At 41.2% G+C, this 16,300-nt stretch carries 16 protein-coding genes; 11 read left to right on the top strand and 5 right to left on the bottom strand.

The window, feature by feature from the left end; translation table 11 throughout:
- Window positions 1-158: 158 nt before the first annotated feature.
- The 4 genes from DUT71_RS01060 (at window position 159) to DUT71_RS01075 (ending at window position 4,687) form a co-directional block, all read left to right on the top strand.
- The gene (locus DUT71_RS01060; protein ID WP_113660674.1) at window positions 159-2,603 is read left to right on the top strand and encodes an outer membrane beta-barrel protein; all 2,445 of its coding nucleotides are present in this window, start codon (window positions 159-161) and stop codon (window positions 2,601-2,603) included.
- 84 nt (window positions 2,604-2,687) lie between these two features.
- The gene (locus tag DUT71_RS01065; protein ID WP_113660675.1) at window positions 2,688-3,239 is read left to right on the top strand and encodes an NUDIX domain-containing protein; all 552 of its coding nucleotides are present in this window, start codon (window positions 2,688-2,690) and stop codon (window positions 3,237-3,239) included.
- A 2-nt stretch (window positions 3,240-3,241) separates the two neighbouring features.
- Entirely contained in the window at window positions 3,242-3,946 is a 705-nt protein-coding gene (locus DUT71_RS01070) for a glycoside hydrolase family 16 protein (protein WP_113660676.1), read from the top strand.
- Between the two features lie 3 nt (window positions 3,947-3,949).
- Window positions 3,950-4,687, top strand: coding sequence for a lysophospholipid acyltransferase family protein (locus DUT71_RS01075; RefSeq protein WP_113660677.1), 738 nt, complete (start codon window positions 3,950-3,952; stop codon window positions 4,685-4,687).
- Window positions 4,688-4,841: 154 nt separating this feature from the next.
- Here the strand turns inward: DUT71_RS01075 and DUT71_RS01080 are convergent, their stop codons facing one another.
- Together DUT71_RS01080 and DUT71_RS01085 are read right to left on the bottom strand one after the other, a co-directional pair.
- Window positions 4,842-5,579, bottom strand: coding sequence for a LytR/AlgR family response regulator transcription factor (locus tag DUT71_RS01080; protein WP_113660678.1), 738 nt, complete (start codon window positions 5,577-5,579; stop codon window positions 4,842-4,844).
- Window positions 5,576-6,613 carry a sensor histidine kinase gene (locus DUT71_RS01085; RefSeq protein ID WP_113660679.1) on the bottom strand — a complete coding sequence of 346 codons (1,038 nt, stop codon included), beginning with the start codon at window positions 6,611-6,613 and terminating at the stop codon, window positions 5,576-5,578. The genes DUT71_RS01080 and DUT71_RS01085 overlap by 4 nt, the downstream gene beginning before the upstream one ends.
- Window positions 6,614-6,862: 249 nt before the next feature.
- Here DUT71_RS01085 and DUT71_RS01090 point away from each other — a divergent pair, with 249 nt between their 5' ends.
- Genes DUT71_RS01090 through DUT71_RS01100 form a run of 3 tightly spaced genes read left to right on the top strand, consistent with a single transcriptional unit; the run spans window position 6,863 to window position 8,761 of the window.
- Window positions 6,863-7,045 carry a hypothetical protein gene (locus tag DUT71_RS01090; protein ID WP_113660680.1) on the top strand — a complete coding sequence of 61 codons (183 nt, stop codon included), beginning with the start codon at window positions 6,863-6,865 and terminating at the stop codon, window positions 7,043-7,045.
- Window positions 7,046-7,047: 2 nt separating this feature from the next.
- Complete coding sequence (locus DUT71_RS01095) at window positions 7,048-7,959, top strand: ABC transporter ATP-binding protein (protein WP_113660681.1); 912 nt, start codon at window positions 7,048-7,050, stop codon at window positions 7,957-7,959.
- A 4-nt stretch (window positions 7,960-7,963) separates the two neighbouring features.
- Window positions 7,964-8,761 carry an ABC transporter permease gene (locus DUT71_RS01100; RefSeq protein ID WP_113660682.1) on the top strand — a complete coding sequence of 266 codons (798 nt, stop codon included), beginning with the start codon at window positions 7,964-7,966 and terminating at the stop codon, window positions 8,759-8,761.
- Between the two features lie 56 nt (window positions 8,762-8,817).
- Here DUT71_RS01100 and DUT71_RS01105 read toward each other — a convergent pair whose 3' ends face one another.
- Entirely contained in the window at window positions 8,818-10,176 is a 1,359-nt protein-coding gene (locus tag DUT71_RS01105) for a M20/M25/M40 family metallo-hydrolase (protein WP_113660683.1), read from the bottom strand.
- A gap of 98 nt (window positions 10,177-10,274) precedes the next feature.
- Here DUT71_RS01105 and DUT71_RS01110 point away from each other — a divergent pair, with 98 nt between their 5' ends.
- Window positions 10,275-11,840 (top strand): M28 family metallopeptidase, encoded by a 1,566-nt coding sequence (locus DUT71_RS01110; protein ID WP_240186818.1) that lies wholly within the window; start codon window positions 10,275-10,277, stop codon window positions 11,838-11,840.
- Window positions 11,841-11,916: 76 nt separating this feature from the next.
- Here the strand turns inward: DUT71_RS01110 and DUT71_RS01115 are convergent, their stop codons facing one another.
- Window positions 11,917-12,144, bottom strand: a complete 228-nt coding sequence (locus DUT71_RS01115) for a response regulator transcription factor (protein ID WP_113660684.1) — start codon at window positions 12,142-12,144, stop codon at window positions 11,917-11,919.
- Window positions 12,145-12,298: 154 nt separating this feature from the next.
- Between DUT71_RS01115 and DUT71_RS01120 the strand changes: the two genes are divergently transcribed.
- The 3 genes from DUT71_RS01120 to DUT71_RS01135 all read left to right on the top strand — a co-directional run bounded on the left by DUT71_RS01120 (window position 12,299) and on the right by DUT71_RS01135 (window position 14,788).
- Entirely contained in the window at window positions 12,299-12,733 is a 435-nt protein-coding gene (locus tag DUT71_RS01120) for a hypothetical protein (protein ID WP_162795907.1), read from the top strand.
- A gap of 621 nt (window positions 12,734-13,354) precedes the next feature.
- Entirely contained in the window at window positions 13,355-14,146 is a 792-nt protein-coding gene (locus tag DUT71_RS01130; protein ID WP_113660687.1) for a sensor histidine kinase, read from the top strand.
- A gap of 3 nt (window positions 14,147-14,149) precedes the next feature.
- On the top strand, window positions 14,150-14,788 hold the full coding sequence (locus DUT71_RS01135; RefSeq protein WP_113660688.1) for a response regulator transcription factor: 639 nt from the start codon (window positions 14,150-14,152) through the stop codon (window positions 14,786-14,788).
- 64 nt (window positions 14,789-14,852) lie between these two features.
- Here DUT71_RS01135 and DUT71_RS01140 read toward each other — a convergent pair whose 3' ends face one another.
- Window positions 14,853-16,259: an MBL fold metallo-hydrolase RNA specificity domain-containing protein gene (locus DUT71_RS01140; protein ID WP_113660689.1), complete on the bottom strand. Its 1,407-nt coding sequence runs from the start codon at window positions 16,257-16,259 to the stop codon at window positions 14,853-14,855.
- Between the last annotated feature and the right edge of the window lie 41 nt (window positions 16,260-16,300).

The raw sequence follows: 16,300 nt of genomic DNA on the forward strand, positions 1-16,300 counted from the left end.
AGTATCTCTAAACAAAAAGCCCTTAAGAAATTAAACCTTAAGGGCTTTTTCCTGTCCAAAAAATTTCACAACCTACCTTTTTAAAACAACTGGCTCCATCAAATTGAAATTTAGCGAGTTTCTTAATATATTAGTATTGATTTAGACCAAAACAAACCTTGAAGAATTTACTAGCCTCACTCTTTTTTATTTTATTCCTTACTCCCTTCCTATCAAAAGCACAAACATCCGAAAAAGGTATTATTAGAGGTAAAGTTATTGAAGAAGTAGGCGCCTTGCCTATTCCATTTGCTGTTGTTTCCATTTTTGAAAGCGGTGCGGAGCAGCCTATGACCACTTTCCAAACAGATGAAAATGGTTTCTTCAAGTTCAACAACATCAAATTTGGCACGTATAAAGTTAAGGTAAGCTATGTAGGTTTTGGGCCCTTATTTGTGAACGAGGTAATTGTTAACCAAGCCGAGTCCGACAAAAACCTGGGCACTTTAAAATTGGCCGCCGAACAAAATAACCTGAACGAGGTAGTAATTACGGCCGAAAAACCGGTGATAGAGGTAGGTGCCGATGTGATTACCTACAACGTAAGCTCGAGCATTTTGGCAGAGGGCAGTACCGCCACAGATCTTCTTAAGAACGTGCCCATGGTTGAAGTGGATATTGACGGCAACACCACCATTTCCGGCAAACGAAGCACTCGGGTATTTATTGATGGCAAACCTTCGGACTATATGACCTCGAACATTGCCGATTTGCTCAATGTCCTTCCTTCTGATGCCATCGAAAAGATAGAGGTAATGACCAACCCTCCCGCCAAATATTCAGCCGATGGCGAAGGTATCATCAACATCGTGATGAAAAAAGGCTTTAAGGTGGGCTTTAATGGCAATGTAGGGCTTTCGGCAGGTACGCAAGGCAACAGCAATGCCAATGCAAACGCCTCCTATAAAGGTGAAAAATACAGCATCACCGGTGGCGGAGCCTATAGGATGGGTATCGGGAAAAGCAGTAGCGAAAGTTATAGAACTAATTTTTTTAGAGATAGAGATCCTGATATCTACAAAAACCCCGACACTACTTTTTATTACAACCAATTTAACAATGCCCGCAACGAAAACAGTGGTGGAAACTTTAGAGTAGCTTTAGATTGGGATATTAACAAAAAACAGAACCTACGTGTAAATACCAGCTACAATGTGAACAATAGCGACAGCCGGTCGGGCAATGATTTTTATTACATTGACCAGCAGCAAGTTACCAAACGCCTCCGTAACCAAATCAATTTGGGAGATGCCAGCAGCAATAATTTTGTGTTCAATACCGATTACAGCCTGGCTACCGATACCTCTGGCGGAAAGCTAACCGCAGGCTTTACCGTAAATGCAAACAGCAGCAACTCCATCAGGAGCTTTGAGCGCAGTTACGCTTTCCCCGCCAATTTAAACCCAAGTTTGCAGCAAAACGACAATGAGATCGGTAACAGGGGAATTAACTTTAACCTGGATTACGACAAGCCTGTTTTTAACAAAAGAGACCGATTGGAGTTTGGGCTAGCTTATAACTATCGCAAAAACCAGAACGATTTATTAGTGGATAACTTTAACTACAAAACACAGCAGTTTGTAACCAACGAAAAGCTGAGCAACGAGTTTTTTTACAACGAAAACATCTTGGCAGGATATCTTTCGTATAATTACCGGAACAAGGGTTGGTCGGCAAAAGCGGCACTGAGAAGTGAATACACCAACGTTAATTTTGACCTTTCTACAGGCGAAGTTTACAATGTAAGACCCTATTTTAGCTTTTTCCCCTCGTTATCTCTAAATCGATTTTTCAGAAAAAGATACAACATTGGTGCCACTTACAGCGTAAGGATTAACCGCCCTCGGGAAAACACCTTAAACCCCCAGGTAAACAACGCCGATACACTGAATATCTCTTACGGTAACCCTGATCTTTCTCCTTCCTACACCCACCAATTTGATGTGAGTTTTGGTGCCTTTGGAAAGCAATGGTCTTTTACTCCCCGCATCTCCTATTCTAGAGCTGGCGGCGTTATTGAGCGCTATCGTTTCGTGAACGACAACGGTATTTCAGAAAGTACTTTCGATAATGTGGGCACAAACTATTCATTAGCTCTCATGCTTATCGGAAATTACAGGCCAACCAAGAAAATTTCGGCCAACGGAAACTTTAGCATCATCCAAAGCAATTACACTTCGAGCTTAAATAGTGCGCTGAACAGAGGCGGCATTAGTATCCGTTCCAGAGCTGGCATTTCGATGCAGCTACCTTACAAAACAGCATTTGAAGCCAACCTGAACTACAACAACAACGTGAGTGCCATAGGCAGAAATAGTGCATCTATCAACACAAGTTTTGGCGCACGAAAAACCTTTTTAAAAAATACCCTTACTGCCCGAATCAGTGCAAATGACCCTTTTAGGGCAAGAAGAAACTCCACCTTTAACGAAGGGCTCAATTTCTTCTCTAACACTTATGGCGTTAGCAATACTAACAATTTTGTGTTCAACATCAATTATCGCTTTACCAAGGTAAAAACCAACAAGGTAAATGTGCCGCCGCCAACTACATCAAAAAATTAGCGCAGGAAAATCATTAGCCCACAAACTCATTATTTATTAGCTTTGCCTTATTTATTGGCACACCCCCCAAAAAACTGATCGTTAATGACCGACAACCCTTGGAAAACGCTGAGCAGCGAAGAAAAATACAACAATAATTGGATTACCGTTACCGAGCACCAGGTTATTAATCCCTCTGGAGGCCAGGGAATTTACGGCCAAGTACATTTTAAAAACCTTGCCATAGGCGTGTTGCCTTTGGATGAGGATTACAACACTTGGCTGGTTGGACAGTACCGCTATCCCTTAAAAGCTTATAGCTGGGAAATCCCTGAAGGTGGCGGCCCCCTGGGCACAGACCCAGAATTAAGTGCCAAAAGAGAATTAGCGGAAGAAACGGGCTTGGTTGCCTCAAAACTTATGGAGATACAACGCATGCATCTTTCCAATTCGGTAAGTGACGAGCTGGCGATCATCTATTTGGCGCAAGATTTACAATTGGGCAAAGCCGAACCCGAAGAAACCGAAGACCTTCAACTCATTAAACTGCCTTTCGCAAAAGCTGTTGAAATGGTAATAAATGGCGAAATTACCGATAGCATGAGTGTTGCCGGCATCCTAAAAGTACATTTAATGCTACAGAAAGGGGAAATCTAAGCATGCGCCCCGGTTATTTTCTCTTTTTCATCGTTTTGCTCCTGGGCTGTTCTGCTTCACAGAAATTGCAGCAAAAAACCAAACTGGACACGCATTTTGACAATCGATACGATGTAGATTGGTATGCAGAAAACCATACATTCGAAAACAACCTTGCCCATTTTTCTGACAACAACGTTCGTATTGAAAATGGGAGCCTTGTATTGGAACTTAACCCCACCAAACATCAGGGGAAGGACTACACCGCAGCTGAACTGCGCACTAAAAAAATGTTTTTGTATGGCCGCTTTGAGGCAAGGTTAAAAGCCTCGGATGCCTTAGGTTGTATTACTGCTTTCTTTCTGTACCGGCCCAACGCGGCTCAAAATACTGAGATAGATTTCGAGATCAGCGGTAAATATCCGAAGGTAATTACGTTAAACCATTGGGTGGACAAACGTTCGCACGACAAGGACATCCCCCTAAATTTTGATAGCACAAAAGATTTCCACACTTATGTAATTCATTGGAAGCCCAATTTAATTGAATGGGAAATAGATGGCCAAATAATCCATAGAACTACCACAGCCGTGCCCAACAAGGCCATGCAGGTAGTTTTTAATTTATGGGCCACCAAATCTATCAAATGGGCAGGTAGCATAAAAGACGCAAAACTTCCTACCTTTGCAAAAATTGATTGGTTTAAGTACACACCTTATAAAAAGTAATTAATGAGCAAGTTTTTGGGCTACCTCCTAACGCCAATATTCTATTTAGTCTTTGGTCTTTTCTTGGGCATTTTTCATCCCATACAATGGTTTTGCTACAAAGTGTTTGGCTACTCGGCGCACAAATGGTCGGTAGATGTGCTTAACTTTTTCCTGACCTACTCACAGTTAACCTTACTGAATAGCGTAAGTTTCAGGAACGATTTTAAACTGCCAAAAGACAGGTCGATTATTTTTGTGGCCAATCACCAAAGCATGTACGACATTCCTAGCTTAATTTGGTTTTTGCGCAAGCATCATCCCAAATTCATTTCCAAAATTGAATTAACCAAAGGGATTCCTTCCATTTCATTTAACCTAAAATATGGTGGAGGTGCTAACATTAACAGAAAAGACAGCAAACAATCTATTGGCGAGATTATTAAACTTGGTAGGCGCATGAACGAGAACAATTGGAGCACCGTTATTTTTGCCGAGGGTACAAGAGCTAAAGATGGCCAGCTAAAGCCTTTTCAGGTGGGTGGCATTGCTACCTTGCTTAAAATAGTTCCAAATGCCCTTATTGTTCCTGTAGCGATAGAAAATTCGTGGAAAATAGTGAGATATGGCTCGTATCCGCTGGGCACTTTACTCCCGCTAAAATGGACTGTTTTGGCTCCCATAGAACGTGAGGACAAAGCTCCCGAAGAATTAGTGTTAAAGGCTGAAAATGCAATTAAACAGCATATCGGGCAGGCTTAGGTTAAGTGTTTCCACTCTAGCGTTTTTTGCGAATACTTCTTTTCCTTTTGCGGTAAAATTAAACCACTAATAAAGGGAAGAGCTACGTTAAGAACGCAAAGATAAATGTTAAAACTCTTGGGAGATTCTTCGCTGCGCTCTGAATGACAAAAAACTAAACATTCTTCGTATCAATCAATTTGAAGAACGCATCTCTGTAGGTGTCTCCTACCGGAATGGTTTTCCCCGCAATAGCGATACGGCTACGTTCAATGCTCTCAATTTTATCTACCGCAATAATGTAAGACTTATGCACCCTGATGAAATCATTTTTAGGCAGGGTTTCTTCCATTTTCTTCATATTCTGTAGCGTAATTACACGCTCATTTTTGGTGAAAATAGAGATATAGTCTTTCAGCCCTTCGATGTAGAGGATATCGTCAAGTTCAATTTTTTGGATTTTATGCTCCGTTTTAACGAAGATAAAATCCTGTATTGGTGCCGCTGCTGGGGCTGCTACAGGCTCTGGAGCCATTGGCGTTGGCAAATCTTGTTTCTGACGTTGGTTACGCACTTTCTCTACAGCTTTATAAAACCTGTCAAAGGCAATTGGCTTCAACAAATAGTCAGATACGTTCAGATCATAACTTTCTAACGCATATTGAGAGTAGGCCGTTGTGAGAATGTAACTGGCCTTATTGCCGGCAATTTTAAGGAATTGTATTCCGGTAAGTTCAGGCATTTGAATGTCCAAAAACACCAAATCAATGTTCCCTTCTTGCACTATCTGCATGGCCTCAATAGCACTTTCAGTACGTTTAACCAGTTCCAAAAAGGGCACCTTGGCCACGTAGTCGGCAATAATGTCCAGCGCTAAAGGTTCGTCGTCAACGGCAATACATTTTAAAATCATAAATCAAGCATTAGTTCTGTAGTGTAATGTGTAGACGAATTTACAATATTTAGCTTATATCTATCAGGATACAGCAGTTGCAACCTACGTTCTACGTTGTTTAGGCCAACACCGCCAATAGCATCCTTGTTGGTGGCGTTCTTTTTATTGGTTACGCTGAAATGTAAAATTTTTTGGTTGGCAATAATATTGATCTTTATGGGATCGGCACTATCATTGGCTACGCCATGTTTAAAAGCATTTTCAACAAAAGATATTAAAATCAGGGGCACTATTTTCTGGCCATCAATTATCCCATTGATACTGATCTCTACGGCCGCACCATCCTTAAATCTTAGTTTTTGTAGCTCTACATAACTCTCTACGTACTGCACCTCCTTGTCCAAACTTACCCAACTGTCGTTGCTTTCGTAAATCATGTAGCGCATAATTTCCGATAGTTTTAAGATGGCGTCGGCTGTTTTATCAGATTTTTGATACGCCAGGGAATAAATGTTATTTAACGAGTTGAACAGAAAATGTGGGTTAAGCTGTGATTTCAAGAACTGCAATTCCATGTCCTTTTTCTCGCTCTCTAAATTACGTTGGATTCTTTCGTTGGAAAACCAATCGACCACAAACCTGATAATGCTACTGGAAACCAGGAAAAAGCCCGCAATAAAGATCACGGTGATCACGTAATTGCTCATGGAAATTTGGTTACGCGTACCGTTATCGGACTCGTAATAAAATACCTGCTCGGGGTTAAGCAGGCCAACCAGTAGTTTGAGGCCTACACTTGCAACAATAAGCAGCACAAAACAGGTGATGTACCACCAATATTGCTTTCTTTTTTTGAGAAGCTCAGGAATGAGCACAATGTAGTTAATATAAAAAACAGCTACGTTAATGGCGCCAAAAACCACATAGTCAATAACAAGTTCCTTTAGGGGATGTGGTTTGCTGGAAAAAAACAAGGCAACTGCGATGATGGAAACAATGATTCCCCAAAATACGCAATTCAATATTAACGACGCTTTGCTGCTACTCTTCATTATCCGTTTTGCCTACAATAAATTTTACCTAAACTAGCCATAAGGCACTATTTCAACCAAGTGCTTTCGACCAACTGGCATTTTTTTTCTACGAATAGGCAATTTAGCCGATTTATTCGACAAACAGGCATTTTTAGCGTTTATCTAGGATATTTTACACTTGGTCTAAAACATTTTCACAGGTTTTCAGGAATTATTCTATTTGTTCAACGAAAACGAAAGAGCATTAAACTTTAAACCTTTAGAACCATGAAAAAGTTAACCAACGTATCGCCATTTCTACTTTTATTATTCCCTGTTTTTGTAGTGATGTTATTTGCATTTGCTTCAAACAGCAGCGAAGCCAACCATAACGAAGAGGGCTTGGTAAAAACCACCAGTGCTTCAGAAAATGCCACGATCGTGAAGGCTGCCAGTGTAATCCTACGATAAACATGAGTACATCATTTGCCATCGAAACCGTAGGGCTAAACCACCGTTTTGGCTCACAAACTGTAGTGAAAGATTTGTCGCTACAGGTCCCGAAAGGAAGCATTTATGGCTTTTTAGGCCCTAATGGGGCTGGAAAAACCACCACCATTAAAATATTACTGAATCTGTTGCGGTCGTCTTCGGATACCGTGTTTATTTTCGGCAAGGAATTAAATAGCAACCGTACGGCCTGCTTAAGCCAAATGGGTTCCCTTGTGGAACAGCCTGCTATTTATGCACACTTAACAGGCAAAGAAAACCTGATCAACCGCTGCATTTTGCTGGGCATAAGTAAGCATCGCGCAACAGAGATGTTGGCTTTGGTTGGCCTAACAGATGCGGCTAACAAAAAAGCGGGAAAGTATTCGTTAGGAATGAAACAACGCCTGGGGATAGCCCTAGCTTTAATTGCCGATCCTGAACTATTGCTATTGGACGAACCCACCAATGGCCTCGATCCTAACGGGATTATTGAAGTGCGGAACTTGATGATGGAATTGGTGAGCAAGCACGGAAAAACAATCCTGGTTTCGAGCCACCTACTTGCCGAAATTGAAAGAACCGCTACCCATGTGGGCATTATCAATAAAGGAGCACTACTTTTCCAGGGCAATATCAACGAGCTTCACGATCTGAGCAAGCCCGTCATCAAAGTTGAAGTAGATGACAGTGGTGCTGCCACAAACATTTTGAGCACTGCAGGTGCCGAAATCGTAAGCAGCGACGAGGGTTTGGTAAAAATTGCTTACACTGGCAAAGCCGAAATGGGCAAATACAACACGCTTTTGGTAAACAGTGGCGTAACGGTTTATGCCATTCATACCGAGAAAAAAGACCTCGAACATCTATTCCTGGATATTACCTCTAAAAACTAACATCATGCGTTCTTTCTACATATCTTTTGTTTCAGAATTTTATAAATCACGTAAAACCCTGGCCTTTTGGGCGGCTATCGTTCTACCGTTAATTATATGTGGGCTAATTGCCTTTGGGTATTATTCCAATTCAGATAGAGTACTTAAATACAACTACCCGGGCATGATGCTCTGGTTCCAATATAGTAGTGCAGCCCTAGGTGTAATGGGCATGCTCATTTTACCTTTTTACGTGATGTTTATGGCATTTTCCGTAAACAACATCGAGCATAAAAACGACACCTGGAAAACATTATTTTCACAGCCCTTAAATAAATTCTCTATTTATGCCGCGAAATATGCTTATGCCGTTGCCCTATTGTTCATCTGTCTAGTGCTTTTTGCCTTGTTAACCTATACCTCCGGATATCTGTTACAGGCTATGGTGCCCAAATACACCTTTAACGACTACAATCCGGCCGTTATACTGAGCAGGCTTTATGGCAAACTGTTTTTTGCTTCGCTGGGCATCTTATCGTTACAGTTTATATTCAGTTTGATATGGTCTGATTTTTTAAAGCCCATGGGGATTGGTTTTGTATTTACCATTATGGGCATAATAACCGCCAATGTTGGCTGGAAACATGCTTATCTTATCCCATACAGTGATCCTGCCCTGGCGCTAAAGTTAACCAAGGCCAGCAAAAATGCCAATCCAGAAGATTTGCCAATATTTACCCAAGAAGTATGGGTAAGCATTGCCTACGGAATAGCACTGTTTATTGCGGGTTATTTTATTCTCGCAAAGCGAAACATCAAATAAAAATTTTTAGTTTAGTTTTAGTTAATATAAAGAAGGCGGCTGGTTACCGCCTTTTTTTATCTGCCCGGTTTTGGAACCACCATTAAACTTTCATGGCCGTTTTCATCTACAGATTGTACAGCAAAAAAATAGTTGTCCTTAGAGTAGGCCAAGTTGGCCGAGGGATCCTTCACAAAAAACTTACGCTCCCAAAACGGGCTGGTGGTTTCTCTCATTAACACATAATATCCAAAAGGCGTTTTTCCTTTAGGGGCTTCCCATTTCAGCTGGGTTTTGTTGGTTAACCCGGTAGTAATCACCTTTACATTTTGAGGTTCCTGAGCAGACTGCCCCAAATTGGCCATTACCGACATATTCATTCGGGTCACTTTTTGAAGGTAACTATAATCGACATATTCAGGCAAATCTCCGTATTTAAATCCATTTTCAGTTCTTACATCTTGATGTTGCCTGTTGAAGTCTTCGTTCATTTCCGTCACCCGAACAGCCGTAAATCCCTGCTGTGAAAAAGGAGTATGATCGCCGCCTCTCAAATACCGGTCTCTTCTATAAATGAGCTTAACCTCCAGTTGATCTACATAACGCTCCGCAATTTCTTTGATATATCTAGCTGCCTGCCTGGCATTGCCATCATTTTCTGTCCCTGCCGACTGGCGGGCGGCCGCTTGTTCCTTGGTTTCTGCGGCAGCAACCCCCTCGCTAAAAACCCTAACACTTTTATTATCCTTAATGTCTGTTTCCATTCCGTAGGAATTTCCTACAATATCGTTATTCATTAATAAATGAACGTCCCAGCCTTCGGCTTTTGCTCGCTTTGCCAAATTAGCGGCCCCATACAAACCCTGTTCCTCTCCCACAAAGGCAACAAATACCAAGGTAGTCCTGAACTGATATTTGCTCATTACCCTACACATTTCCATCACCGCGGCTACGCCTGAAGCATCATCGTTGGCCCCGGGGGCAAAGTCTTTGATGTTCATCACATCAGTAACCCTCGAATCATAATGTCCAGAAACCATCAGCATCCGCTTATCATTTGGATCGGTACCGGGCAAAACAGCCATCACATTCTTCAGGATTACAGGTTCCTTAATGCGTCTGCCATCAGCAGGCTGTTGAAAGGTATCATACGAAACCTGTAGCTTACCTCCACTTTCGGCCGCATATTTTTCAAATTCGCTCTTGATCCAGCTTCTGGCAGCACCTATTCCCTTGGTTTTGCTCAAGGTATCGCTCAGCGTATGACGGGTATGAAAAGAAACCATCTTTCTGACCAAAGTTTCTAAATGAGTAGCAGAAACCTCGTTTAACATGTTGGTAATTTGAGGGTCTTTAATTTCTGCCGTTTGCGCAAAAACAACAGAATTGGCTAAAACCACTATGCTCATCAGCAAAGCCAGACGGAAATTTTTCATATTCTTTCGAGTTGTAAAATTCTGAATAGAAAGTTACAACTATTTGACATTACCTGTAAATTCACACCATATTGTTACTTAACCTAAATCAACATTTTATGATAAAGAATTTTACCATTGGCGCATTAGCCATGACGTTTTCTTTGAGCGCTTTTGCACAGGAGCCCGTTAATAACGAGGCTATACAGAAGATTAGAAAAGAAGGATTGGAAAACTCGAAAGTAATGGATATTGCTTTCCAGATCACCGACGTAATCGGGCCTCGTTTGGCCAACTCTCCCGGCATAAAAAGGGGAAGGGACTGGGCCGTGAAATATTTTACTGATTTGGGGCTTAAAAATGCCAAACAAGAAAGCTGGGGCGATTTTGGAAAGGGCTGGTCAGTGGAAAAATATTACGCTGCTACCACTGCTCCTTTCTACAGACCCATTATTGGCTACCCTAAAGCTTGGACGCCAGGCACTAACGGCCCAATAAAATCGGAAGTTATTTTAGTTAAAGCGGATACGGTAACTGACCTTGAGAAATATAAAGGAAAATTAGCGGGTAAAATTGTGGTGATCGAATCAGTAATGGTACAGCCGTTGAAAAACTCTTATACCCCCGATGTAACGCGGTACACTGATGAAAAACTTGCCGAAATGGCCGCAGCAGAGCCCGCCGCACCAAGGCAGGGCCGTCCGGGGGGCAATAGCAACCAAATGGCCATGATGATGCGCATGCGCCAAAACAGGGCTGCTATTAACGAAATGCTGCTACAAGAAAAGGTAGGCCTGATTTTAACTTATGCCCGTGGCAACTACGGCACTTTCTTTACTAGCAATGGCGCTTCTTATGCGGTAGACGCCAAACCTGTTGCGCCTGAACTGGAAGTATCAGCGGAAGACTTTTTGCACATTTTACGCTTGTTGCGCGGAGGCCAAAAAGTAGAAGTAGAGGCCGAGGTGAAAACAACTTTCTATCCACAGGATGTAAAAGGCTACAACGTTATTGCCGAAATTCCGGGTACTGATAAAAAGCTAAAAGACGAAATTGTTATGTTGGGCGGCCACTTTGATTCTTGGCATTCGGGAACCGGTGCAACCGATAACGCAGCGGGCTCCATTGTAATGATTGAAGTGATGAGAATTTTAAAAGCAATTGACTTTAAACCTAAAAGAACCATCAGAATTGCACTTTGGGATGCCGAAGAGCAAGGTTTGCATGGGTCAAGGGGTTATGTAAAACAGCATTTCGCAGATCCAACGAAAATGGAGCTATTACCTGAGCACGGCAAGTTAAGCGCCTACTATAACTTAGACAACGGAACTGGTGCCGTACGCGGTATCTACTTACAGGGCAATGCCGGTGCTAGGGATATTTTCCAAGCTTGGTTAAACCCATTTGCTGATTTAGGGGCAAAAACGGTGACCATTAGCAATACCGGTGGCACTGACCACCAGGCTTATGATGCCGTTGGATTGCCGGGTTTCCAGTTTATTCAAGACCCAATGGACTATAACACCCGTACCCACCACACCAACCAGGATACTTACGACAGATTGGTAGAGGACGACTTGAAAAAATCTGCGACAATTATCGCTTCTTTTGTTTACCATACCTCTGAGCGTGCCGAGAAAATTCCACGTAAAGAATTACCAAAACCAGTTGCTCCAAGAAATTAAGTAACTGAGCTGAAAAATAAGCCAACCACATAGAAACATAGTATCGAAATCATAAAACTGTGTTTCTATGTGGTTTTTATACGAATACCCTTTCCTTAAATGCCCATACCACCAGTTGGTAAGCATTTCTAAACCCCATTTTCTTCACCATATTTCTGCGGTGGGTTTCAACGGTAAGCCTACTGATGAAAAGCTGATCGGCAATTTCCTTATTGCAATAGCCCAAGGAAATCAATTGTAAAACTTCCACCTCGCGGGCACTGATACTGTCTTGAAGATGTTCTTCATTAATTTGAATGGTCATAGTTCTTTAGTTTTACCCAAAATTATTTGGGCCTAACTGTTCTAACTTCAGAGATATTACCTTAATTTACAGGGTGTTTTTACGGTATTGTGATTTGCCCCAATTACTTTCCTTTGTAAAAAACAATTTAATAACCAACTAAAATTAAATCCAAATGAAAAATCAAAAAGAAGAATTATTGACAACATCTTTGACGTCTGTCCCTTTACCTATTGCGAAAGAAATGGCTAAAACATTTCGAAAGAATCACGTTAGGACGGATAAAGACACCAAATCAGTTTGGTTTCCTGTTGAACAAATCACAGCAATTGCAAATGCCTTGAAAGAAGAAAAAGCAGATGGCATCAGGGTTTATTTTGGGCAATACACAGAAGATTTAATTAAAAAATTAAACCAAATTACTAGTGCACCTGAAATCCCAAAAGACTATGCTAATAGAAACACGGTAATCTTCGTTTCGACCAGAGAAGAAAACGGCATAAAAAAAACTGATTATTTTACTGACATGAAACACCCTATGAACCCTGAAAACAGAGGAGAACTTTGTCCAAACGACTGTCCCAAAGATAGTCCAATGTTAACAGACTAGTATGCCGAAATTACTGAACATATTTATCATTATAGAGCTTGTAACGTTTCTTGCTTCTTTTTTTTTATTGCGACTAGACAAGAACAAGTTTTGGAAGTTATCCATCTTATATCTGTTCATTGTTTGCTCGGTAGAGATTACAGGGCGTGTGCTCAGTCGAATTTATCACCTTCATAATACTTGGCTTTATACAATATTTATACTAATTGAAGCCGCATATATTATTTATGGCATGTATTATTTTCTTAAAGATTATACGAAGGTCAAATTACTTGCGCTATCATCTTATGGTATTTTTTGTTCAATTTATATATTAGAAATTTATTTCAATGGCATTATGGGCAAAAATACCTTGCCCATAATGTTTCTATCAATAGTAGCTATCTTATATAGCTTATGGTATTATTATCTACTACTAAAAAAAGATGAATTTGTTGTTATAAGAAAACATGCCCCTTTTTGGTGGATAGCTGGTGCTTTGCTATTTTATTTTGGAGGTGTAGTAATTACACTTTTTGACCCTATTTTTCCAAATAAAATATATGCTGGGCATACTCTAAGATATTTTATCTTTATCTTACTAAATCTACTACTGTACGGCTTTTGGACATACGCCTTTATATGCAGGAATCGACAACGCAGATATATATCCTAATTATTCTAGCTACGCTAATTTTTTTGTTAGTTCCGGGCTTTCTACTCATTTACATCAGGCAATATAATGCCCGTAAGGCAAAGCATCTGCAGGAAAAGAAATTAATGGCTCAGCAGTTTGAATCAGAACTTCTAAAAACACAAATTGAGGTACAGGAGCAAACCATGCAAACCATCGCCAGCAACTTGCACGACAATATTGGTCAACTGCTAAGCCTTACCAACTTAACCTTAGCTTCCATTAACATGGATGACCGAGAAAAAGCCCGCAAAAAAATAGATGCTTCTACAGACTTGGTCAATAAGTCCATCAAGGAACTAAGGGAACTGGCCAAGCTCCTACAGGGTGAAAAACTGCTCGAAAGGGGTATAGCCCATGCCATTGCACAGGAAGTAGATTGGCTAAAGAAAGTAGAGGTTTACCACATCAGTTTTACGGATGAGCTTGGGGAGAATATTGGAGCTTCCGCAGAAAAAGACCTGATCATCCTAAGGCTCTTTCAAGAAGTGATCAATAACATCGTTAAGCATGCACAAGCAACCCAAATTGTCATTAGCTTAGCACATAAAGAAGAAAAGCTGGTCATCATTATTAATGAAAACGGTGTTGGCTTTAACTATCAGGAGGTAGCTAAAAACAGCAATGGGCTAGGCCTTCACACTATTGAAAAGAGAGTAAAGCTAATTGGCGGCGAATTTAACTTAAACACTGAAATAGGCAGCGGGACTGAAATTATCCTTACCATACCTTATCCTTAAACCATGCAACAGCGCATAAAAATAGCATTAGTTGACGATCATACGCTTTTCAGGTCTGGCCTGGCCAGTTTATTAAGCGAATTTGACGAGCTCGTTATCGCTTTTGAAGCCGTAAACGGTATCGATTTACAAACTAAAATTAAAAAGCATGAAGAGGTGCAATTGATCCTTATGGATATCAACATGCCCATAATGGATGGCTTTGCAGCCACAAAGTGGATCAAGGAACGGTATCCTCATATTTACATTTTGGCCCTAAGCATGTTCGAGGATGAAAAATCAATCATCAACATGATCAGGGCTGGAGCAAATGGCTATCTCTTAAAGGAATCAAAACCCACTGAAGTGCTCATTGCCATTAAAGCAATGCTTGAAAAAGGATTTTATGTAAATGAGCTGGTATCAGGCCGTTTATTGGTTTCCATTAAAAACGAAGCTCCCAAAAATATCCTTACAGAAAAGGAACTTACCTTTTTACAATATTGCGCCTCCGAACTTACCTATAAAGAAATTGCTTCACTCATGAACGTTAGCCCCCGCACGGTAGACAACTATCGAGAATCCCTATTTGCTAAGCTCAATTTAAAGTCGAGAACTGGCTTGGTAATTTATGGCATTAAAAACGATTTGATAAAGATCTAAATTGGTTAATTGTTGAAATCGGTTAATTGACATTATCAAATTAGCCAATTCGATAATTAGCTAATTAACTAGGCAAATCAAATGACTGGTGCCTGTCTGGAATTTCTACATTTCTAAATCCCGCCGCAAGAAGTTTTTCCCTAAACACCAGTTGCACCTCATACTCTCCGTGCACCAAAAACAATTTTTTCACTTTGCGGGCGTCCTGAGCGGAAAGGAATTGCAGCAGATCGTTATAGTCGCCATGGGCGCTCATAGATTGGATGCTTTGCACCTCGGCATGTACCGTAAACCTATCTCCAAAAATACTTACCTCTGTGGCGCCATTTTTCAGCCTGCCGCCCAATGAGTTTGGCTCGCAATAGCCCACCAATAAAATGGTATGTTTCGGATCTCCAATACAATTTTTGATGTGGTGTTTCACTCGCCCAGCCTCGGCCATGCCCGATGCCGAAATAATAATACATGGCTCAGGGTTGGCATTCAGCGCCTTGGAGTCTTCTGCGGTTTCTATATAATGCAGTCGTTCAAAATCAAATGGATTATCATCTATCTTCATGATATCCAATACCTCATCATTATATCCCTCGGCATGGTTCTCAACAATTTGTGTGGCCTTTGCCGATAACGGGCTATCCACGTACACATTCACTTTTGGCAATTGGCCTTCTAAATCCAGATTATTAAGTACGTACAAAATTTCCTGCGTTCTGCCCACGCTAAACGCAGGGATGATCAGTTTGCCCTTCTTTTCCACACAGGTTTTGATCACTATGGCCAGTAGTGCCTGCGCTGTTGGTTGGGCATCTTTATGGAGCTTATCACCATAGGTTGATTCCAGCAAAATATAATCTGCTTGTGGGAAAGGCTGTGGTGGCCTTAAAAGCAAATCTCCATATTGCCCCACATCACCACTAAAACTTAACTGCGAGGTATTTCCCTGTTCGGTAATGCGCAAATGCACCGAAGCGCTGCCAATGATATGTCCGGCATCAATAAACTGCAAGGTAGCCCCCTTGGCAATGGGCACTTCCTTTTGATAGGGAACAGTTTCAAAAAGCGACATGGCCTTAAGCACGTCCTCCTCTTCGTAAAGTGCTTCTTCCAAGGGCAGCCCTTTTTTGGCCAGTTTCTTGTTCTTATAGTTCAGGTCTCCCGCTTGTATTTTTGCCGAATCCAGAAGCAGGATTTTGGCCAGTTCCTTCGTTGCCGGGGTTCCGTAAATTTTACCTTTAAAGCCCTGCGCCACCAAACGTGGGATAAGGCCACTATGGTCAATATGTGCATGCGACAATACCAAAACATCTATCTCGGCAGCATTAAAACCAAAGTTTTCATTTAATGATACCGTATCCTGTCCCATTCCCTGAAACATTCCACAGTCTAATAAAATCTTGGTCCCGTTATTTAAACTAAGCAAATGCTTACTGCCGGTTACATTTCTGGCGGCACCATGAAAGGCTATTTTCATTTTAACAAATTTATGCTTCAATGATAAGAAACCAACTTCAT

Source organism: Pedobacter nanyangensis, from assembly GCF_003313505.1.
GTDB lineage: Bacteria > Bacteroidota > Bacteroidia > Sphingobacteriales > Sphingobacteriaceae > Pedobacter > Pedobacter nanyangensis.